This is a genomic window from Gimesia sp. (assembly GCF_048260065.1).
Classification (GTDB): Bacteria; Planctomycetota; Planctomycetia; order Planctomycetales; family Planctomycetaceae; genus Gimesia.
Window position 1 is genome coordinate 452,171 of sequence record NZ_JBLXHC010000003.1, and the last position, 21,509, is coordinate 473,679.

At 51.4% G+C, this 21,509-nt stretch carries 13 protein-coding genes; 8 read left to right on the forward strand and 5 right to left on the reverse strand.

All coding sequences use genetic code 11. The features are described 5' to 3' along the window. Nucleotides 1-9 precede the first annotated feature (9 nt). The 3 genes from ACN0YN_RS07895 to trxA are packed head-to-tail and all read left to right on the forward strand — an operon-like array spanning nucleotide 10 to nucleotide 2,327. Nucleotides 10-915, forward strand: coding sequence for a triphosphoribosyl-dephospho-CoA synthase (locus ACN0YN_RS07895; protein ID WP_417384459.1), 906 nt, complete (start codon nucleotides 10-12; stop codon nucleotides 913-915). After that, nucleotides 908-1,405 (forward strand): 6-pyruvoyl trahydropterin synthase family protein, encoded by a 498-nt coding sequence (locus ACN0YN_RS07900; RefSeq protein ID WP_417384460.1) that lies wholly within the window; start codon nucleotides 908-910, stop codon nucleotides 1,403-1,405. The genes ACN0YN_RS07895 and ACN0YN_RS07900 overlap by 8 nt, the downstream gene beginning before the upstream one ends. Nucleotides 1,406-1,463: 58 nt before the next feature. Beyond that, nucleotides 1,464-2,327 carry a thioredoxin gene (gene trxA, locus ACN0YN_RS07905; protein ID WP_417384461.1) on the forward strand — a complete coding sequence of 288 codons (864 nt, stop codon included), beginning with the start codon at nucleotides 1,464-1,466 and terminating at the stop codon, nucleotides 2,325-2,327. A gap of 32 nt (nucleotides 2,328-2,359) precedes the next feature. Here the strand turns inward: trxA and ACN0YN_RS07910 are convergent, their stop codons facing one another. The 3 genes from ACN0YN_RS07910 to ACN0YN_RS07920 all read right to left on the reverse strand — a co-directional run bounded on the left by ACN0YN_RS07910 (nucleotide 2,360) and on the right by ACN0YN_RS07920 (nucleotide 7,241). Beyond that, complete coding sequence (locus tag ACN0YN_RS07910; protein WP_417384462.1) at nucleotides 2,360-3,508, reverse strand: hypothetical protein; 1,149 nt, start codon at nucleotides 3,506-3,508, stop codon at nucleotides 2,360-2,362. 1 nt (nucleotide 3,509) lies between these two features. Beyond that, the gene (locus tag ACN0YN_RS07915) at nucleotides 3,510-5,696 is read right to left on the reverse strand and encodes a hypothetical protein (RefSeq protein WP_417384463.1); all 2,187 of its coding nucleotides are present in this window, start codon (nucleotides 5,694-5,696) and stop codon (nucleotides 3,510-3,512) included. Between the two features lie 66 nt (nucleotides 5,697-5,762). Then, on the reverse strand, nucleotides 5,763-7,241 hold the full coding sequence (locus tag ACN0YN_RS07920; protein ID WP_417384464.1) for a MotA/TolQ/ExbB proton channel family protein: 1,479 nt from the start codon (nucleotides 7,239-7,241) through the stop codon (nucleotides 5,763-5,765). A 606-nt stretch (nucleotides 7,242-7,847) separates the two neighbouring features. On the opposite strand from ACN0YN_RS07920, the gene ACN0YN_RS07925 reads away from it, so the two are divergent. Next, the gene (locus ACN0YN_RS07925) at nucleotides 7,848-11,834 is read left to right on the forward strand and encodes a hypothetical protein (protein WP_417384465.1); all 3,987 of its coding nucleotides are present in this window, start codon (nucleotides 7,848-7,850) and stop codon (nucleotides 11,832-11,834) included. A 78-nt stretch (nucleotides 11,835-11,912) separates the two neighbouring features. Here the strand turns inward: ACN0YN_RS07925 and ACN0YN_RS07930 are convergent, their stop codons facing one another. Beyond that, nucleotides 11,913-14,024 (reverse strand): elongation factor G, encoded by a 2,112-nt coding sequence (locus tag ACN0YN_RS07930; protein ID WP_417384466.1) that lies wholly within the window; start codon nucleotides 14,022-14,024, stop codon nucleotides 11,913-11,915. Between the two features lie 398 nt (nucleotides 14,025-14,422). Next, nucleotides 14,423-15,703, reverse strand: a complete 1,281-nt coding sequence (locus tag ACN0YN_RS07935) for a DUF4013 domain-containing protein (protein WP_417384467.1) — start codon at nucleotides 15,701-15,703, stop codon at nucleotides 14,423-14,425. Between the two features lie 388 nt (nucleotides 15,704-16,091). On the opposite strand from ACN0YN_RS07935, the gene ACN0YN_RS07940 reads away from it, so the two are divergent. From ACN0YN_RS07940 to ACN0YN_RS07955, 4 genes are all read left to right on the forward strand, one after another. Continuing rightward, a complete protein-coding gene (locus tag ACN0YN_RS07940; protein WP_417384468.1) occupies nucleotides 16,092-17,729 on the forward strand; it encodes a DUF1549 domain-containing protein in 1,638 nt (545 codons plus the stop codon). A gap of 3 nt (nucleotides 17,730-17,732) precedes the next feature. Further along, nucleotides 17,733-19,001, forward strand: coding sequence for a DUF1501 domain-containing protein (locus ACN0YN_RS07945; RefSeq protein WP_417384469.1), 1,269 nt, complete (start codon nucleotides 17,733-17,735; stop codon nucleotides 18,999-19,001). 150 nt (nucleotides 19,002-19,151) lie between these two features. Further along, the gene (locus ACN0YN_RS07950; protein ID WP_417384470.1) at nucleotides 19,152-20,426 is read left to right on the forward strand and encodes a PQQ-binding-like beta-propeller repeat protein; all 1,275 of its coding nucleotides are present in this window, start codon (nucleotides 19,152-19,154) and stop codon (nucleotides 20,424-20,426) included. 50 nt (nucleotides 20,427-20,476) lie between these two features. Continuing rightward, nucleotides 20,477-21,421, forward strand: a complete 945-nt coding sequence (locus tag ACN0YN_RS07955) for a prephenate dehydrogenase (protein ID WP_417384471.1) — start codon at nucleotides 20,477-20,479, stop codon at nucleotides 21,419-21,421. The last annotated feature ends 88 nt before the right edge of the window (nucleotides 21,422-21,509 follow it).

A 21,509-nucleotide genomic window follows, 5' to 3' on the forward strand; every position in this document is an offset into this window, starting at 1 on the left:
CCGGGCCCCATGAGTCAAAATAATCAACAACTCGAACATTGGTGCTATCTGGCATGTGTGATGGAGGCCACCGCCAGAAAACCGGGAAACGTCCATCCAACAGCTTCTTTCCCCGACTTGAACTATGCTGATTTTCTCAAATCGGCGGCAGTCATCGCGCCCCTGCTGGCTCAATCCACAGAACAAAGTACGGGAGAACTCGTTCTCTCCTGTATCAGAGAGACTCAAAGAGCAGTCACCAGCAATTCCAATCTGGGTATGGTTTTGCTCCTGGCTCCCCTGATGCAGATTCCCGCAAAATTAAACATCGCAGAAGGAATTCATGACGTTTTAGATCAATTGACTGTCGAAGATGCATGTGCCGTCTACGAAGCGATCCGAATTGCAAATCCCGGAGGAATGGGAACAGCAGAAGCCGAAGATATCGCGCTGGAACCAACGGAAACGCTCCGCGAAGTCATGTGCCTCGCTGCCGAACGGGACTCGATTGCCCGCGAATACGCTTCTGACTTTCAGATCATTCTGAAGACGGGGGTCCCCGCGATTACGGAATACTGGAATCAGACAGACTGCTGGGAAACCGCCATCATCAGATTACAGCTGCGACTGATGGCTGACTTTCCCGATACCTTAATCGCCAGAAAGCGGGGCCTGGCTGAAGCAGAAGCAGCCTCAAATCGCGCCCGATCAGTCCTGCAGTCAGAAGCGGGAACAGGTCAACTCGAAGAATTTGATTCCTGGCTGCGCGAACAGGGAAACAAGCGAAATCCCGGCACCACTGCCGACCTGATTGTGGCAACTCTGTTCGTCGCATTACGGGATGGTTTCATTCCTGCCCCTGCCCCCGGTACAATAATCGAAAAGATACCACCACAATTTCATCCGTACCTGAACTCAAAGTTTCACCATGAATAAATTTGCCCGTTACCAGGTGCGCGTCACCAAAGATCATCTGGTTTTCAGTGCAGCGCACTTCATCACATTCAACGGCAACATCTGCGAACGGCTGCACGGCCACAACTGGCGCGTCGCCGCCGAATTAACTGGGCCTCTGGATGAGAACGGGTATGTGTTTGATTTCATCGCCCTCCGCGATCAGTTACAGAAAACCGTTGATGCACTGGACCACCGGGTCCTGCTGCCGACTTTGCATCAGCAGATCAAGGTCAGAGAACAGGACCAGGAAGTCGAAGCGACTTTTGAAAACCGCCGCTGGGTCTTTCCCCGTGAAGACTGTATTTTGCTGCCGGTGGAAAACACGACTGCCGAATTGATCGCACACTGGATTGGCCAGCAGCTGCTGACTGTGATAGGATCCAATGAAGCCAGTCAGATCGAATCGGTACAGATCGAAGTAGAAGAAAATTTTGGACAGTGGGCCATCTGTAAGCTGCCTGTCGCATAATCATACCTCAGTTAAATCGCAGTCGCCCCCAAGCGTGAACGAGTCAAGGAACGAAATCATGTCAGCAAACTCAGCCTGGACCATTGATATCACCGAAGAAAACTTCGAAACCGCGGTGATTCAGAAGTCGGAACAGCTTCCCATTATCATTGATTTCTGGGCTCCCTGGTGTGGTCCCTGTCAGCAGCTGGCTCCCCTGCTGGATCAGCTGGTTGAAGAGTATCAGGGAAAATTCATTCTCGCCAAAATCAACATCGATGAACAGCAGAACCTGGCAGCAGCATTTCGTGTGCAGTCGATTCCCATGGTAGTCGCCTTTGTAAACGGGCAGCCTGTCGATCACTTTCAGGGAATTCTTCCGGAAGAGTCACTGCGGGAATGGATTACTAATCTGTTGCCTTCTCCCGTCGACATGCTCCTGCAGGAAGGGCAGATTCTTGAAGACTCGGACCTGGCCGCCGCCGAAGCCAAATACAAAGCAGCCTTAGATCTCGAACCAGCCAATGACTTCATCAAAGTCCGTTTAGCGTCCGTGCTGGCAAAACAGTCCCGTTTTGATGAAAGCTCCCACATCATTCAGGAACTGGAGAAACGTGGATTCCTGGAACCGGAAGCAGAACAGATCAAGTCACAGCTCGAGTTACAGGCCGCTGCAGAAGAAGCAGGAGGCGTGGAAGCTGCTCGCGCCGCACTCGAGGCAGACCCTGATAACGCAGCACTGAAGATCGGGCTCGCCGATGCGCTGGCGATTTCCAACAAGCATGAGGAAGCTCTGGAAATCTGCCTGTCGATCATTGAACAGGATAAAGCGGGAGCAGGAGTCGAAGCCAAAGCGACCATGCTGCGGATCTTTGATATCCTGGGGCCTCAATCTGCCCTGGTGAGCACCTACCGACGCAGACTGGCTACACTGCTATATTAGATAGACGCGTCGAACAGATACGAGGTCGAACTTTACTGCCCCGCGGACCGGGTGCCTGCAGGTGAACCGGCAATCGGAACTCCAAACGGCAACGGTCGCCCTGCAACCTGGTAACCCAGTGAATGAGCGTGTTTCTGCAGACTGCGATACAGCTCAAAACTGTCGGGATACACCCAGAAAGTGAGTGTCGATCCACTGCCGATTTCGGTGATTGCCTGGAAAAACTCGGAGTTGTTCTGCATCGCCTGTTCCAGACTCTCACCAGCGATATCAGGACTGCGGCTGATTTCCCACTTGGAGACGCCGACACGAAATCCGCCACTGCCACCGTTACTTAACTGATCGAGGGCAGACAACGCCTGACGTTCGACAATGTAGTCCATCGTATAGCCGCGATAAGGTCCCACTTTCCCGTGATGTTCCCGGTACTTCGCCAGCCAGCTTCCGCGTTTCATCACCTGGTCTTTCAGTTCCATCAGCAATTCATTAATCGGAACATAGGAAACACGGTTCTCTGAAAGCAGAAAGTGCCATTCTTTATCGGTGACAAGTTGACTGACGGGCGTCAATCGATGCTTTAATTCCTTGATCTGTTCCTGTGGCTCAGAAACCTTACGGGCCTGTGACACGACGCGTTCCAGTCGCTCTTTCGTTTCTTTAGTGGTATCAACCAGACTCAACAACTGCCGGTATTCCTGCTCCAGTTGATCACTCTTCTGATTGACCTGCGACACCATCGACAGGACTTTGCCACTGACTTCCTGCTTCCTGATATTGATTTCAGCAGCACCCGCTTTTCGACTCTGCATCGCCTGATCCAGCTGCACCAGTTCCTGTTCCACCTTCTGAACTTCATCCAGCAGTTCCTGTGAAGGTTGCTGATAAATGATCTTAGGTTTTTGAGGCACGAACGGTTTTGGTTCCTGTGGCTCCAAAGCGAGTACGGGAGACGGTGGCGGTTCTGGTACGATCTTAGGCAGAAACGCTTTCAGATCCTGATCGATAATTTCCGGCTGAACGGGAACCGCTTCCTGATTTTCAGCCACCGTCACTGGTGCCTGGCTCATCTTGATCCCGGCGATCACAATCAGAATAATAAGAATCCCGACGATATTCGCCACGATGTCCAGAAAGGAATCTGATCCGAACCCTGCTTCTCCCTGTGCTGTACGGCGGCTCATCTTATTGCTCCTTCACAGTCGAGAGTGAGGAAGACCCCGGCAGAGGATCCAGCGTGTATTTTGCTTCGGTCTGAAGTCCCATCTTTTGTGCCGAGGATTTCAACCGTTCATAGTACTGATTCCCCCCCGGGCTGACCGTAAACTGCAGGGTAGGAACCCAGTAAAAGCCTTTAGGAGCAGCACCCCAGGAAGTAACATATTGATCCAGCACAACCATCATCGTCTGTGACAGTTTTTCCGGTGAGATGCCCTGATCGACGCCAATCACCTTTTCGTCTCCTACGATGATCCGGTCTGCACCGATCTGAACCGTAATTTCCCGCTCAAAACCGATGCCGGAACGTGACTGCAGAGCGCCCCATGGTCGATTCTGCGAATCCATGTCCGACTGGCTTGCCGACCTGTGAGATCGTTGCAATGAAATCGAACTGGCGTTTCCGGCTCCTCGAGCTGATTGCCCCGGTGTCCGCGGAAATGGACTCGGCGGAATCGCATCCGCGCTGGCAGTCTGCTGCTGAGAAGTACTGTTTCCGGTCTGAGTTCCCTCTTTCAGGAACGGATTTTCGATCACGCGATTCTGAGCCATTGAATTTTGAGAATCGGTTTTAACTTCAGACTGTCCCTGCTTCTGTTCTCCACTGCCAGGCTTACCGGGCTGCCGGTCTTCCAGATCGATCAGATGCTGCTCTGCCATTTCTTTTAACTGATCACGGCCGATTACCTTGGCCTGTTTCACACCGGGACCAGCCCCTTCACCACCGCTATAGGGACCTTTGAGATCTTCAATGTCGTAGACTTCTGCCCCCGGACGCGTGCCAGGGAGATTTCCAGTTGCACCTGCTCCGGTCTTGCCGGCATCCGCTGTCATTCCTGAATAGAGACCGCGATGTTCCCCACCGCTGTGACCGCCTCGATTGCCCTGCGAAACAATATGCTCCTGATCGGCAACCCGAGATAAATGTTCGGCTCGCGCCATCTGCTGGCGCGGTGTTAATACATCACTGAACCGGGACGAACCATCCCCCCCTCTCCCCTGCGAGAGTTGTCCCGATCCTGATCCTGCGGATCCCCCTCTACCTCGACCTGAGACTTCCTCCGGTTCAATGACCCGGACTGTGCCGGTTCGCGCATCAAACTGCAGGCGTCTCTCGCTGGTTCCCTGTTGACTCTGGCTTAGTTGAGAAACCAGATGCTTTCGTTCACTCAAGACACGATCGACGGCTTCCTGGCAGACCTGTTCTGCCCGGGTATCTTTGGCGGGCAATGCAAATTCCCAGTCAGCGTCAATCAGTTCGTAACCGGAATCGAGTTCCAGGTTATTCAACAGTTTGCGGGCCACATAGTACCCCACGCTGCCACTGGGTCTGACCAGAATCAGGACGTAAGGTTCTTTCCCCGTCCCCTGATCTTTCGCTCTCCAATATTGAAATAACGCCTGGGTGCCTGCCAGTAACGGATTGTAACCGGGCGTAAATTCCTTCAGGTCTTCTGGCGTTAAAGTAATTCCTTCGGGGAGAAACGTCAGTCCCTGGTCAGTACATTCAATCAAAATAGGACGTTTCGCCGTCCCGGTCTGACCATCATAGGGAATAATCGAATACTTGCTACGTGCCGTTTTCTGTGACTGTTTTTTTGCTTCCAGGTTCTCTAATTCTTCCTGAAGCATTTCGGCAATTCGTGCTTTCTGCTTTTGCAGGGCATTCATTTTCTGATTCAGTTCTTTGTCCTTCTGATTCAGAGACAGAATCTGCTGCTCACTCTGTTTCAACTGATCTTCCGACTGGTCCAGTTCCTGTTTTAAGCGAACCAGACTCAGATTCTGCTCCTTCAGATCTTCCAGCTTACGCGATCTCTGCAGGAGGAGGACTTTCAGTTTCTCTTCATGCTCCCGCGCCAGATTGATCACCTGGGGCTCAGGCTCCGGAATCACTTCCGGTTCTTCCACCTGGACGACGATCGGAGCAGCAGGTTCCGGTTCTTCCACTTCTGCAGAGAAAATGACGGGCGGAAAATAATCGTCTTCAACGACTTCTTCCACAATGACTTTCTGCACTTCCATGATCGCCTGGTGGCGGATGCGGCGCGTGGTAACGACGAGCAGGAAAATCAAAGCACCCATCGCACAAATGAGGACCGCTAAGAAGGGAAATAGCGATACCGAACGTGCTTCCTTACCTTGTCTGCTCATGGAAAAAACCGCGTATTAACTTCGTTCAACATTGAATAGTAGAAAATCACAACTTCTGTTTCATGCTCAGGCAGCGTGATTTCGATTTGAGCGGGCGGTGAGTAAGTGCACAGCCGCACTCAGGCTATGCAGTGTTTCTTCGAAGGTTTCTGTGGCGCGAATCGCATCCAGGTTTTCGGCCAGTCGTTTCTGCAGGCCAACCAGATGCTCTTCCTGACCAACAATTTTCAATAGATTTTCACTTTGAGAATTCAAGGCTTCGATCTGCAGAGTCGAAACTTCTGAGGTGTCTTTCAGCTGCTGATTCCAAAGTCGGACTTCGCCGGCAATCTCTTTTGTTGCCTGCTCAATCTGCGAAGTCTGTCGTGACTGTGCTGAAATCACATCCTGATGCACTTCACTCCAGATCTGGGCCAGATGAGTCGAGAACGCACTGTTCGATTCTTTCTGCTTATCCTGCCAGCGGGTGAGCATCAGCTCAATCTGCTCGGTCGTCGCCTGGTAGGCGGTCAGAAACTCATTCCGCAAAGATTCCAGCTGAGAAGAATGACTTCCCAGTGTACTGGTCATCCCTTCCTGGAGAGTAGAATCAAAATTCGACTGCTGGCGTTCCATCATTTCAGACCAGCGGCCGCGTAATCCTTCCAGACTTTGTTGCCAGAGTTCGGTCTGTCGTAAAATCATTTCTTCGGTACGCTGGACCAGTTCCTGCGCCGCTTCAGCTTCAGCCGACTCCAGTGGGCTCAGTGTGCTTTCCGATACGCTCAAACAGGAGGCAATGTTTTCAATCCCGAACAGCTCGATCTGTTCCAGTTGTTTTTGCTCCATCCGTTCCACAATAAAAGTGGAGAAAACCAGAATCAGCGAGAGCCCCAGCGCGAGAGCCGTGGTATCAAAGGCAACCGCCAGACCACCGGTGACTTCAGAGAGCGAAGTATCTAACTGATCGGGGGTCACATTGGCAATCGCGATGGTAATCCCGATCACAGTACCCAGGAACCCGATGATCGGGACAGCCCAGGTTATGGTACGGATCAGTGAGTAACTGGCGTGCATCTGCTCGGCAGCCAGCTCGGCCAGATACTTGAGATGTTCATCCAGATCCTGAACCGAACGACGCCCCTTCACATAAGAGACGGTATCCTTCAGACGCTTACCGAGATAAGTCTCACCGATCCAGCTGGAAAGTGAATCCACCTGCTCGGAAAAGACATCAATTCGATCATTGAGGTTTTCAATTTCGCCGATGGTTTCCCAGTCAATTTTCGTTTCTGATAACGATTTCTTCTGACTGAGCATACCGATGCCTTTCACACCGATAATGGCCATGCCGATGAAAAACAGGCCAGCAGTCGCATATTCCAGCGGGTGACTGCAAAAATAACGATCAATCAAAGATTGATAGACCGGAAGATAGGGGATAAGGGCATAAAACCCGAACGTGGCGGCCGTTCCCCAGAAGAGAGGAGATTTCAAGATCGCTTTCGACCAGTTCAAGAAATGGTCTTCTGTTTCACTTTCCGGCAGGGATTCCAAGTGTTCCATCTGTCTGTCCACATCCTTATCGCCTGAATTCAGGTTTGACACTAAAGCTTCCCCAGCTCCAAGTCCGAGCGTTGCTGGGAAACTGATTCATTCAAATTGTGTACGCATTGACCGCCTGTCAGTTTCTGACACACCCTTAACCTGGATATAATAGAGTCAACACACTGTGAATCCGGGCAAACACCTGTACAAACCAGTCACAAGAGTTTGCCCTGATATCGTTTCACTCAAGTGATCCAATAATGGCAGCTTGAGCAATACGCATATTCGTTATAATCGTCATACTCTGACTTCAGAGTTGAATAAAAGTTGGCTGCCGGTATCAGAAGCGAAAAGTATTCGAGAATGCTCATGCGAACACCAAACGAAACCAGAGAATCCATGCTGATTCCGTTATGTATCAGAAATCCAATAAACTCTTTTCCTTGAACCAGTTACAAAAGGCCAAAATGCCGGGAATTGACGCTCTGACTTGAAAAAGCATAATAGATTTCGGGTTTCAGTCCTTTTAGACTGTTCATGAGCGAAATAGCCTGTTTTACTGCTGTCGAGCAGAATGAATTCCCGTTTATCCCGAATTAGATCCAACTATCCACGTTTACCAATATGACAGTATCGAGTAATCAACATTCAGGCGAGACGCCATTGCCTGCCGTCGATCAACACATCATTCGGGAAATTCTAGGCTATCTGAATTTCTCAAATGGCAAACCGGATCCCAAATTCCGTTTTAACTGGAATCAGCTTTTTTCTGATCTGGATGAACGGCCTTCGGCGGAAACCCTGGAACTCCTGCTGAGTACACAGCTCAAAGCGCTGAAAGGCACCTCAGGCGCATTTCAGGAAATAACACAAGCGGAAAATGTTATTCGGCTCGCCTTGCAGGAATGTCTGCCACGCTACAGAGCACACCATCGCGATCTGCTGTTTCACATCTGTGAGCGTGAATTTCTTCAACCCTATTTTCTGTCAGTGCTGTTTGAATCATTGCTGGAACAGGGAGGCCCCTGGTCTGAAACAGATCGCATTGTGACAGGTACAATCGACAGACTGAATGATTTTGTCGGTTTCCGTCCGGTCGCTGTATTGGAAAACGGTCGCCAGATGCAGGTTTACCCGCATGAAAAGTTTCGACCTCTGCCCGTCTACTTTCGTGACAGTGGTGTCGCTTGTGGCGTGTATCAGAAATTAATCGAACAGACCATCAAGACACTCCAGACCACCCCCGATGACCTGCTGCATCAGGCCCACTTCCGCCTGGAACGCATGGATGAAATTGCCATCGACCTGCGGGCTCATGACCACCTGCATCCGGTCAACAAACGCACGAACTATATGTTTGGCGAATGGGATCCACACATCATCGATAACCAGGGTTATTATCGTCGCTTCGTCATCCGCCGCCTGATTCTCGACTCACTGCTGGCCTGGATTGATGAACACAAGGAAATTCCTCTGCAGGAACGACTGGAAGATGCTGCCGCAGTCCTGAGCGGTACGATGCTGATGGCCTCATCGATCAGTGGCTCGGGACCGGACACACATGCCAGCGATATCAGCCTGACTTCGCTGCTTCCCAAAGTGGCCCGTCAACGGGATGACTACTACAACCGCCTGCTGGCGTCGGCCAGTGGATCGCGGGCGGAACGTCTGCGGAAAGAAGCCAAACAGTCACAGCAGCCCTTTGGACACATTCGTCACTATCTGAATCTGCATCTGGCACGCTATGGCGCCCAGCAGGTTCAGCACCGACAACTGTCCCGCATTTATGCGCGGATGGGTTTTTCGGTCGCAGCCCGCTGCGAAGCTGCCGTCATCCCCTGCACTTCCGTCCGGTTTGAATGCGAGATCCAATGGCGGATCACCCTGGTGCACCTGCATCTGGAACGCTATGAACTGGAGCAGGCCTGGAAACTGATTCCGGAAATTGAAGATCATCTGACGCGGGGTATCGAATGTGGTGCCTTGATTGACCCCTGGAACATTCTGGGGTTTCAGGGATTATTTCCCTTGTTTATCTCACGCGAAGACAGTATTCCGGATCAGCGCAGTGAAGTCCTGCTGGATCTGATGGAAGAAATGTTTTCTGCCTACTCAGCCACACTCAGTGAGGCAGCAGCACAGGGCAATGACAAACTGAAACTGGAAATTTCACATCGTTTTCAGAAACTGGCGGAAACCTGGGATCGCTATGCTACGACGACGGTTGAAGATCTGCCTCATGTCAATGGACAGGATTCTTTCGAATCGGCGGCCCATGTCTCGCAAATTTTAACGGAGTGGAAAAAAGGGGGAGAAGCCGTCGGAGATATTTCCTTCTGGCGCGAGCACGTCGATCGGTTCGAATCGGCAAAAGCATACGCATTGACGGTCGACGCATTACTGCAGAAGCAGGACCATGTCGCCGCCATCGGACTGATCATGCAATGGTTGAGCCAGGTTGACCAGACCGGTCTTGAGTCTGGCCCCTACTCGATCCATTCTGTGCTGCTGCAGTGGATGCGACAGCTGACCTCCGAGATTGAACCCGAATCCTTCAATGCGAACAGTACTTCCATCCGCAAAATGTTCGATTACCTGGAAGTGAATGCCGCCGATTACTGGTCGGTCCCTCACTTTGATGCAGTCCTGCCGGTCCCGGAAAAAGAAATCGAAGATCCTTTCGATATCGAAGCGGTTGAACCGGACGAAGAGGACTCACTGTTCAACGCCGCCTACGAAAATGTGACATTTCGTGACAGTGCCGATGATGGTGTCCAGGGAGAAATGATGGACTCTGGCTACTCCCCCAGTAATTCTGAAATTGAATCGATCAATCGGCAACTGGAACCGCGTCTCAAGTTTTTAAATACGCTGTCCCAACTCTGGCAATTATCAGCCGCATTTTACAGTGAAGCGGAAATCAGCCAGGGGGAAAATTCTGTAAGCGTATTAAATGAAGATACGCTGCATTCCATTGAAGGCTGGATTCGGCATACCGAGCATCTGCAGCAGGAACTGGTCGTGCTGCTGAACTCGATCTGGAACTACCAGATTCCCAAACCGAGTGGCGATCACGATTCGAATATCGAATACGACCTGCAGATGCAGACAAAATTCTACCTGATGCATGCCATTATCATCACTACAGTTAACTGTCGTTCGGCACGTTTGATGCTGCTTTCGACAATGCCTCCGTCCAAAGCGGAAGGAGAACTTTCTGAAAATGAAAGTCTGCTGGTTCCGATTTACCGTGGCGTACTCACGCGGGATATCGAACTGGTCAGAAGAGAATTTCCTCACTTTTTAAGCAGTATCGCGGAAACTCCGCTGCTGTATACTCCCATCGATCAGGGGGGCAAACCGAACACCGTTCTCAAAGTACGTTCATTGCAGATGATTCTTCGATTCCTGCTCTCACAACTCCCCAGTCTGGGTCTGCTGAGGGAAACCTGGCAGTTGCTGAAAACCGCTTATCGCATGGAACGCAGTTCCCGTCCCGAAGGAATTGCCGTCAGTGAATTCGATCGACTGTTCCGCACAGCGCTACGCAGTTCTCTCTCCGCCATCATTCGTTCGTCCCATGAATGGGAGTCTGAACAACTCGATGATGAACAGCTGATAGAGATTGCAGAAAAGCTGGTCGATAAATATCGCGATCAATGGTTGAAGCACAGCCGAACGATGCGTCTTTCCAGTGCAGAAGCGTTGAACCAGGATTTTGTCTGGCAGGAAGTGAGACAGTTCATCGAGCTTTATGGAGCAGACCTGTTCCATGCACAATACCTGACGCTGGGCAACCTGCGCACTATCCTGCATAACGGCATCGAACAGTATCTGAATTATCTGGCAGAGTACCAGAACCCGGCAGAGCCCATGGCGCTGCTGACGGATCTGGAAGAAGGCAATATCGAAATGGAAGAGGCGGTGACCAATCTGAAGGTCATCTTCGAATCTGTCATCGATAAATTCGATCGCTTTGTGGAATACAACAGTACCACGACTCAGTCTGACTATGGCGAAATGTTTTACTGCCTGCTCGACTTCCTGCGAATCGAAGCCGCCTATGAGCGTGACGACTGGAAAATGGTGCCACTCCTGATCGCCCATAAAGTTCTGGCCCAGCAGGATCGCAACGAGTCAGCCCTGATCTGGGAAGCCGTCTTCGAAGCCACTTCTGAAGAGATGGCAAAGAAACATCTGAAAAAACTGAAACAGACCGAATCGGAATATAAAATCAATCTGCCTCTGATTTCCGACCATCTGAATGAACGGTTTGTGAAACCGCTGGCAGTCAATCGTATGCTGGCTCTGGTCCCCCGGGCGATGAATGATGCCCGCGACGGCAATGAAGAATCGGCTGCGTTTTCAATCCTGCAGGAAGAAATCGAACGGTACCTGGCATCGACCATTGGTTCAGGAATCGACGTCCCCGACTGGATGCGGAATCTCGAAGACGAAATTGATCGACTGGACGAAAAAGTGACCAACGAACAATATGACATCGAAACGCAGATCAAACTGTCTCCCGTACCGATGTCGCTCGACGAGATCAAAAAACAGCTGAAGATGTGGAATCAGCCATTGAGCCGTCCGAAGAAGAAAAAGAAATAATCTGTGTACAGAAAAAACCTGCAGCAACCATCGTCACTGCAGGTTCGCTCTTAATTCCAGATTTGGTTCGCACGACTGTTATTCACGGGCTTTATTGAGCAGCTCAATGATTTTACTCTGCTCGTTCGGCGGGATCATTTCGTAGTGACTCAATTCAATATCGTATGTCCCACGACCTCCCGTTAAACTGGAAAGCGTCCGGGCATAAGTCATAATTTCGGCCAGCGGAACCCGGGCCTGAATGATTTCATAACCACCGGGTGATACTGCCATCCCTTCCATGCGGCCTCTGCGACTGGAGAGATCGCTGCTGATATCTCCCACATTTTCTGCCGGAATCAGAATTTCGATTTTTACAATCGGTTCCATCAATACGGGACGCGACTTCGCAAACAGTTCGGCAAAACATTTACCGCCGGCGATTTTAAAGGCCGTCTCGTTACTGTCTACGGGATGATCTTTCCCGAAGAACACTTCGCAGATCAGATTCTGAACCTGACAGCCGGCAATCACTCCCTGTTTCATTTTTTCCAGCACCCCTTTTTCCACAGCAGGGATAAACTGATTGGGAATGGAACCACCCGAGATGCGATCGACGAATGCGAAGTTCATTTCGGGATCGTAGTGATAGGAGCGAAGGTGATCGAAATTGTCTTTGGTGAAATATTCTTCCGGGTTCACATCCTGGGGCATCGCTGAGACTTTGAGATGAACTTCGGCGAACTGCCCTGCTCCCCCCGACTGTTTTTTGTGTCGGTAACTGCCTTCGGCGCTCCCCATGATCGTTTCACGATAAGGCACTTTCGGCAGATGCGTGACCACTTCCACTTTGTCCCGATGCAGCAGACGCTCCTGCACGATCTTCAGATGCAGTTCGCTCATTCCCTGCATCACCATCTCATGCGTTTCTTCATCATGGATCACATGAAACGTCTGATCTTCTTCTTCGATCTTGTGGAGTGCGCCTGATATTTTCTGTTGATCATTCTGACTTTTCGGCTCGACAGCCAGGCCAACGACAGGATGGGGAAACTTGATTTCAGGCAACGACAGTCCATCTCCATTTGCATCGGCTGCCAGCGTATCACCCAGTTTTAAATCGTCCACTTTCGCGACTGCAAAGATATCTCCGACTGAGACTTCATCGACGGTCTCCTGTTTCCCTCCCTGGACATCTAGTAGCTGCGTGATGCGGACCGGCTTCCCGGTACGTACATTGACCACTGACGAATCTTTATTCAGCTTTCCGGAAAAGACGCGCAGATAACTCATCTTCGAGATAAAGGGATCGATGCGGGTTTTGATGACCTGAGCAACAAAAGGTTGATCCGGCGAAGGATCGAGCACGACGGAACGACCATCTTTTGTCTGTTCCATGCGCTGAATGTCCTGGGGACATAACGTGTAGTTCGACATCGCATCCATAAACTCAGCCACGCCAACCCCTGTTTTGGCGCTCATGAACAACACGGGGATCAGGGTCCCTGCTGCCATCGCTTTAGGGATATTTCTGGACAACTCTGCCGGGCTGAGTTCTTCCCCTTCAAAGAACCGTTCCAGCAACGCTTCGTTGGATTCCACGATCGCTTCGATTAACATCTGGCGGGTTCCCTCGGGATCGCCAAGAACGCCAGAATCAGGGGCATCTGTTTTTTTTACCAGATCGTAGACGGCTTTGAAGTCGGCCCCCAGCCCCACAGGCAGGTTAATGGGAATGCATTGAGAGCCAAACGTATCTCGAACCGCATTTAAGAGTGCTTCGTAATCAATATTGTCTGCATCACATTTATTGAGCACGATCATCCGGGCAATCCCGGCTTCCTGCGCCATTTTGGAAACACGCAGAGCATTGATCTCGACTCCGTGCCCTGCATTCAACAGGATCAAGGCGGTCTCGACGGCACGTAAGGCGCCGGAAACCTGCCCGATGAAATCGGGATAGCCGGGCGTGTCAATCAGATTGATATGATGTCCACCGTAATCGAAGTGAACCAGAGTGGAAGCGATGGAAATGCGATGGTCAATTTCTTCTTCATCCGTATCCAGCAGACTGGTGCCATCATCGACAGACCCCAAGCGAGAAGTGGCACCAGATTGAAACAGCATGAGATCGGCTACAGTTGTTTTGCCAACAGCCCCGTGGCCGACCAATGCCACATTCCTAACGTCGTCTACCTTGTATTCGTTCATCGCTTGTCCTGCCTTTCAAGAAACTGGCCAGGCGCAATTGTCTCTGTTCCGTTAAAGGCAACACGCGAAGCCATGATATGATGCAAACGTGTGTGCCGGGAAAATAAGAACTTTTCCCTGCATATCCTTAAGCCGGACTCCGGTAAGAAATCCGGATCAATTCTGCGACGGGTAGATGATGATGAATCTCAAGTTGTCTACTCTCTATTTTATCCTGTTGTCTCTCTAACAGAATCATATAGTTGAGAATTTTAAAAGGCGAAAGGATTTTCTGAAATTTGCACTTGTGCCTGAGGAAACAGAGATTTCCTTTAGCAGAAATTGAGAGTTCCGGCAGAGGACAGAAAGCCCCAACACCGTCTGTCAGCAAGATTTAAACACCAGAGGCTGATTCGGAATCAGAAGGGAACCGGCAGCAGGAAGAGATGATGTTCCATCAGAACCCGGTTGCCATGCACGCCGATAAACTGGGTAAAAAACAGAATAAAGACGTAGACAGCCAGTAAGGGGAGAATCATGGTGCGGCTCAACCAGCGCCAGCCAAACCAGGCATTCTTTGTTTTGGAAGAGGCCCGATAGTAAACCCAGCCCAGCAGGATTTTTGTCGGGTAAATTGTCGCCACAAAAATCAGGGTAATTCCCCAGATCGCATCGCGGGGAAGCGCTGCCACCTTAAACAGGTAGAGGGGCAGAGACAGAACATACACAATGATCAGAGAGAGCATCCACAGCAGTGGAGTCCGTTTAAATTTTCGCCTGGCGGTCTTCAATTCAAACATGGCCCGAAAACGATTCTCGGCCGCAAAATGCGCCTGGAGGATCGGCAACCAGCCCAGCACAATCACCAGGCTCAAGCCCCCCAGCAGTGTGACAGCAACGGCGCCCCCCTGTCCTCCTTCGGGTGAACTGGCGGCGGCAAACATGGCCGAAGGGATAATCAGCCAGAGCAGTGCCCCCAGAAAACCGCGCAGACCCAATGAAAAATTCTTTCCCAGTTTCAGCGAGGAAAAAAACTCACCGACATGCGTCGCAGCCCGGTCCAGGTAGCCTCCTGCACGAATCTGTCTGTAAAACCAGATAGCATTTTTAAGTGGCCGCACGAAACACCAGAATGTGCCGCCGCGTGCTAACGCCAGACAGAGATGGACGGCAATCGCGATTGCGGCCACGCGATTGATCATATGCAGACTGCGATCACTGCTCCCGCCGGGATCAATCAGATGTGCATCCGCTGCTGCGCCCGCCAGCAGAAACAGGGGTATCATCCAGAGTGCCACACCAATCACAATCATTCCCAGCCGCGGGGCAATATCCAGCAGAGGAAACGCGAGACGAATCTTCCCGGTCCGCGCCACGCGCCCTTCCACGTCCAACAGATATCCCAGCGCGATAAAATTCAGAATCGGGACGGCCGCGATGAGCGCCAGAAACAAGACCAGGCAGGCAAAGCCGAAGACCATGCGAATCATCCAGAAGGCAGCCTTGAGAGGATGTCGCAGCAAATGAGGAAAAGGGGGAATGTTACCCACAACTTCATCAGGATAGAACTGTTCGATCTCGGTGGTGCTGTCGAATGGTTCGGCCGACTCATCCGGGAACTCCGTGATTTCACAGGCCGCGCCGGCACTCATATCGGCAGGATCATTCGTATCTGCCGGCTGGGTGATATACTCGTTCATAGCCCGCTCCCTCTGATGATCAGGAATTCCGGGAGTATCGGAAACATCAAGTACTTTCCCGGAATCGGCGTGTCTCTTCAAATTAACACCTGTCAATCACTGAAGCTGATCGATGTTGGATACTCTTGCCAGAACACTCACCAGACAGTCAGAAACGTCTGGACATCGAAACAAGCTAAGTCATGTTTATAGCAGATTTTCCCGACCAGATCGAGAAGCATTCCTGTAGAGAACGTCGATCCGGTAATATTGGTACTCGGAAAAAACTCGATAGTTTCAATAATTCGCTGAAACTTTCGAATACCACATCTGGTAAGATTAACTGTAAAGCTGATTCGTTCTTCCCGCTTTTCTGAGGGAACTTTTAAAATCATTTCGAGATCGACTCATGAAGCGCCATGCCCGTCACTGGAAAGTTGTCTGCCTGCCCCTCTGCGTTGTCGGGCTGGTTGTCACTCTGGTTACCTGGGCATCCAGCAGCCCGATCGAAAAGTCTCCGCCCCCTCCCACTGTCGTTGAAACAGACTCTTTTACAGAGACCGTTCAACAGGTGGATCAGTTTTTTACAAAGCAATGGACTGAGAAAAAAATCTCGCCGGCATCGACGGTCCCGGAACTGACACAGCTCAGACGGCTGTCGCTGGCTCTACATGGTACGGTCCCTTCCCTCGAAGAAATCCGAGAGTTTGAAAGCATGTCGGGCGCTGACCGAATGCAGCGCTGGACACAAAAACTGCTCGCCGACCGTCGTTTCGCCGACTACTTCTCCGAACGATTCACCCGCGCGTTTGTCGGCGTCGCCCAGGGACAGTTCATCATTTTTCGACGCGATCGGTTCAAAGCCTGGCTCAGTGAGCAGATTCAGGCCAATACTCCGTATGACGAACTGGTGCGCAAACTGATTGCCGGCGAAGGACTCTGGACCGGCGACCCTGAAACCAATTTCATCACCTCTGCCGTCGCGGATGGAAACCTGGACCGAAACAAATTGACCGGCAGCACCGTCCGTGCCTTTCTGGGACAGCGGATTGACTGTGCCCAGTGCCACGATCATCCCTTCGACCACTGGAAGCAGGCTGACTTCGAAGGGTTGACTGCTTTTTACGGTCAGGTCGAAGTGCAGGTGCTCGGCGTACGCTCGAACGAAAAACTGAAATACGAAGTGGAAGACCGGATGACGCTGGAACAGCGTGAAGTGGCCCCCCGCGTTCCCTTTCTGGAAGAATGCCTGCCTGCAGAAGGGACCTTGCGTGAACGACTCGCGGAGTGGGTCACCCATCCGGACAACCGCCGCTTTGAACGCGCCTCCGCCAATCGCGTCTGGGGACTGTTATTCGGCATTCCTTATTACGATCCCGTTGATGATCTGCCTGCGCCTGCGGATCTCTCCCAGTCTGATCCAGGCCTGCTTGATATTCTGGGAACAGACTTCCGTGAAAACGGCTATGACATCAAACGCCTGATTCAGATCATCGTCGCATCCCGACCATTTCAGCTTTCTTCCGAATCGGAACTGGAGACAGCAGAACAAATCGATGCCGCCACTTACAACTGGGCCCTGTTCCCCCTCGTGCGCTTACGTCCCGAGCAGATCATTGGCTCAATGCTGCAGGCTTCTTCACTGAAAACCATTGATCAGAATTCGAATCTGATCATGAGAACGCGCCGCTATTTTTCCGAACTCAATTTTGTGAAAGAGTATGGTGACCTGGGAAGTGACGAACTCAACGATTTCCCCGGTACAATCCCACAGGCTCTGTTGCGGATGAATGGCGAGTTCGCCAGAGAGAACGGCAGTGCCACGCCATTGAACTCGGTCGGGCGCATTGCTTCACTCGACGTCTCTGCCGACAAGCGGATTGAAACCTGTTACCTGGTCTGCCTGACCCGACTTCCCACGACAGAGGAACGCGACTATTTTCTGAAACAGTATCAGTCAGCAAAAAATCAACAGCAACGTGTCAAAGTCACCGAAGACCTCTACTGGGCTCTTTTTAATTCCCCTGAATTTTCCTGGAACCATTGAACCATGTTTGATTCCCATCTCATATCCAGCAAAATCAGCCGTCGCGACCTCTGCAAAGTCGCCGTCGGAAGCACGCTCTCATTCATGTTGCCTGGCTTCGATTTAAGGGCAGCAGAGAAACGGGGAAAAGAACGCCAGAAGTCGATCATCGTCCTCTGGATGGGAGGCGGACCCAGCCAACTGGAAACATGGGATCCCCATCCGGGAACTTCTATTGGCGGCCCCGGTAAAGCGATCAAAACGGTCGTCCCCGGTCTGCAGATTTCCGATATGTATCCTCTGCTGGCTGAACAACTGGATTCGATGTCTGTGATCCGATCCATGGTTTCCAAAGAAGGGGACCATGAACGCGGGACCAGATATCTGAAAACCGGTTATCGTCCTGAACCAACAACCGTTTACCCGGCACTGGGAGCAATCATCACCCATGAAGCGCCTGGTTCACAACTGGAAATCCCACAGCATATTTCCATGGGAAATACTCAGTTTCCAGCCCGTGGCGGTTATCTGGGCGGTCACCTGGATGCCTTCCGCGTACCCGATCCGGGACGAAATATTGGTAACATGCGCTCTGGCGTCGGTGCCCCTCGCCAGGAGAGACGCCTGGAAAACCTGGATGTCGTCTCGCAGGCATTTCGAAAAGGACGATCCATTCAGACCAAGAAAACGCTGCATCAGTCGACCATCGATCGCGCTCTGACCATGATGAGTTCAGAACAACTGAATGCTTTTGAAATTGAAAAAGAACCGGCAGCCGTTCGCAACGCTTACGGCGACTCTGCCTTTGGGCGAGGCTGCCTGGTAGCCCGTAGACTGGTTGAACAGGGCGTGCATTCGATTGAAGTGAATCTTAGTGGCTGGGACAGTCACGCGAATAACTACACCGGGCATCAGACCCAGGCCGCAATTCTGGACCCGGCGTTTTCCAGCCTGCTCAAAGATCTGAAGTCCCGAGACCTGCTGGACTCGACGATCGTGCTCTGTATCGGTGAATTTGGCAGAACCCCCAAGATCAACCCGCTCGACGGACGCGATCACTGGCCCACCGGTTTTTCCTGTCTTGTCGGCGGAGGGGGTCTCAAAGGAAACCTGATCCTCGGCGAAACAGACCCGACCGGCAAAGAAAAGACTCCCGCCGATCCTGTTCGCATCCAGGACCTGTACGCGACCATCCTGCAGAAAATGCAAATTGACTATAAGAAAGAGCTGATCTCACCCATTGGTCGACCGCTGGCTCTCAGCGACGGGACCCCCATTTCCCGGCTGATCTGAAATCGAGGCGGGACAATTTAGCGCTGCCGATGGAAAAATGCTTGCCTGCGCGCATAAAACTTTCTAATTTGATATCAGTTCGAAACCTGCCTCCGGTTTTGTTGTTTATTCATTAAAACCCTGCCTCCCTCTTTCCATTGGATGCTGATTATGATCCGAATCATTCTTTCCGTGATGTTCACGGCTGCCTGCCTGACTGCAGTACCACATCTGTCTCAGGCAGCGGACTGGTCACAATTTCGCGGTCCTTCTGGAAACGGGGTATCGGAATCCACGGGGCTCCCTACCGAGTGGAGTTCTGACAAGAACATTGTCTGGAAAGCCAAACTGCCTGGACACGGTTCCTCCAGCCCGGTGCTGTTCGGCAATCAGGTATTCGTCACCTCCTACACAGGCTATGGACTGACTGAAGACGACAATGGTAACCCTTCCGATTTGCGGCTGCATGTGATCTCGGTCAATCGCGACAATGGCGAAATCATGTGGGATGAATCGGTCTCTCCCGTCAATGAAGTTCAGAAAATCACGAAGCGGATTGTCGATCATGGTTATGCCAGCGGCACTCCTGCCTGTGATGAAACAGGCGTCTATGCTTTTTTCGGCACATCGGGTGTCGTTGCCTATGACTTGAAAGGCAAACTGAAATGGCAGGCTGATGTGGGTGACGGAACCGCCGGGTTCGGCTCCGCTTCCTCTCCCATCCTCTATAAAGACTTTGTGATTGTGAATGCCAGTATTGAAAGTTCAACCGTTTATGCGTTGAACAAGAGCAATGGTGAAGTTGCCTGGAAGGCGGAAGATATCGTACGTGCCTGGACCACGCCTTCGATCGTGGATGTTCCGGGAGGCAAACAGGAACTGGTCGTCAACCAGAAAAACCAGATCTTCGGTTTTGATCCCGACACAGGTAAAAAGCTCTGGACCTGCGAAGGAATCCAGGACTACGTAGTGCCCGTCGTGGTCCAGAATGAGGGTATCCTCTACTGCCTGGGAGGCCGCAGCAACCGCAGCATCGCCGTTCGTCCCGGGGGAAAAGGGGATGTCACGAAAACCCATAAACTCTGGGAAGTGAATGTGGGAGCCAATGTGACTTCCCCCGTCTATCACGACGGTCATCTCTACTGGGCCAGTGATCGAGGCATTGCGTTCTGTCTAAATGCAAAAGATGGCGAAGTGGTTTACAAAAACCGCCTGCCTACGGGAGCCAGACTCTACGCTTCGATTGTACTGGCCGATGGCAAACTGTACGTGACCACCCGGGATAGTGGCGTGATTGTACTGAAAGCCGGGCCCGAATATGTCGAGCTGGCCCGAAATGAGATTAAATCGGACGAAGATCTGTTCAATGCATCACCTGCCGTCAGCGAAGGGAGCATTTATCTGCGGACCAACGGTTATCTCTATCGGATTGCAGAGAAAAAATGATGTTCTACACAAAAGATTCTAATTAAATAACTTACAGGTTTGTCAGACTTTTGGAACAGGTCGTTGATAAGTGGGCCGCCCGCTGGAAATCCCGATTCGGGGCTTCTACAATACGAGGCATGACTGAATCAACGACACAAAATGGCTACCTCTTCAAGACGATCGGCGTGATTGGCGTTGGTCTGCTGGGAGGATCCATTGCCGCTGCCGCTCGACAGCGCAATCTGGCAGAAACCATTCTCGGCGCAGGTCGAAACCCATCCCGCATGCGCGCTGCACAGCAGGCGGGATTACTGGATCGGGGAACAACAAACATTGCAGAAACCGCAGCGCAGTCGGACCTTGTGATTGTTTGTACCCCCGTCAATCAAATCGTCCAGTTCATCCAGACAGTCGCTCAAAACAGCCGTCCGGGTACAATTATCACCGATGTCGGCAGTACGAAACAGAAGATCTGCAAGCAACTGAAAGGAACTTTGCCGGCAGGAGTCACTTTTGTTGCTTCGCATCCCCTGGCAGGATCAGAAAAAAGCGGGTTTGAATTCTCGGATCAGAACCTGTTTCAGAATCGCCCCTGTGTGATCACTCCTGAAGAGTCCGTTCCCGCAGAGACTGTTTCCCGCGTCAGACGATTCTGGGAAGCACTGGGCATGCATGTGCTGCAGACCACACCAGAACAACACGATCTGATTCTGGCAGAAACGAGCCATCTGCCTCATGTGGTTGCTTCCGCTCTGGCAGCGACTTTAGCGGCAGAAAATACCAGATACACCTCAACCGGATTTCGCGATACTACACGCATTGCCGGTGGTGACCCCGCTTTATGGATCGATATCCTGTTAAGCAATCGTGACGCGATTGTGACCAGTCTTGATAAATACGCTCAAACACTGCAGCAGTTCCGGGATGCAATTCAAAACAATGATGAAAAACGTCTCAGAGAACTGCTGGAAGATGGCAAAAAGAAACACGACACATTAAATTCAGCCTCATAATCAGCAGGACAGGTCAGGTTTTCGGCTGACTTACATAGCGACAACAACAAATCTTTCATTTTCCCGATGGAATCAACAGTAACAGGAA

Bases quoted from the DNA above. Each gene is read 5' to 3' on its own strand.
- ACN0YN_RS07930 (WP_417384466.1), bottom strand. From the start codon at position 14,024: ATGAACGAATACAAGGTAGACGACGTTAGGAATGTGGCATTGGTCGGC.
- ACN0YN_RS07920 (WP_417384464.1), bottom strand. From the start codon at position 7,241: ATGGAACACTTGGAATCCCTGCCGGAAAGTGAAACAGAAGACCATTTC.
- ACN0YN_RS07915 (WP_417384463.1), bottom strand. From the start codon at position 5,696: ATGAGCAGACAAGGTAAGGAAGCACGTTCGGTATCGCTATTTCCCTTC.
- ACN0YN_RS07900 (WP_417384460.1), top strand. From the start codon at position 908: ATGAATAAATTTGCCCGTTACCAGGTGCGCGTCACCAAAGATCATCTG.
- trxA (WP_417384461.1), top strand. From the start codon at position 1,464: ATGTCAGCAAACTCAGCCTGGACCATTGATATCACCGAAGAAAACTTC.
- ACN0YN_RS07950 (WP_417384470.1), top strand. From the start codon at position 19,152: ATGATCCGAATCATTCTTTCCGTGATGTTCACGGCTGCCTGCCTGACT.
- ACN0YN_RS07945 (WP_417384469.1), top strand. From the start codon at position 17,733: ATGTTTGATTCCCATCTCATATCCAGCAAAATCAGCCGTCGCGACCTC.
- ACN0YN_RS07925 (WP_417384465.1), top strand. From the start codon at position 7,848: ATGACAGTATCGAGTAATCAACATTCAGGCGAGACGCCATTGCCTGCC.
- ACN0YN_RS07935 (WP_417384467.1), bottom strand. From the start codon at position 15,703: ATGAACGAGTATATCACCCAGCCGGCAGATACGAATGATCCTGCCGAT.
- ACN0YN_RS07910 (WP_417384462.1), bottom strand. From the start codon at position 3,508: ATGAGCCGCCGTACAGCACAGGGAGAAGCAGGGTTCGGATCAGATTCC.
- ACN0YN_RS07895 (WP_417384459.1), top strand. From the start codon at position 10: ATGAGTCAAAATAATCAACAACTCGAACATTGGTGCTATCTGGCATGT.
- ACN0YN_RS07940 (WP_417384468.1), top strand. From the start codon at position 16,092: ATGAAGCGCCATGCCCGTCACTGGAAAGTTGTCTGCCTGCCCCTCTGC.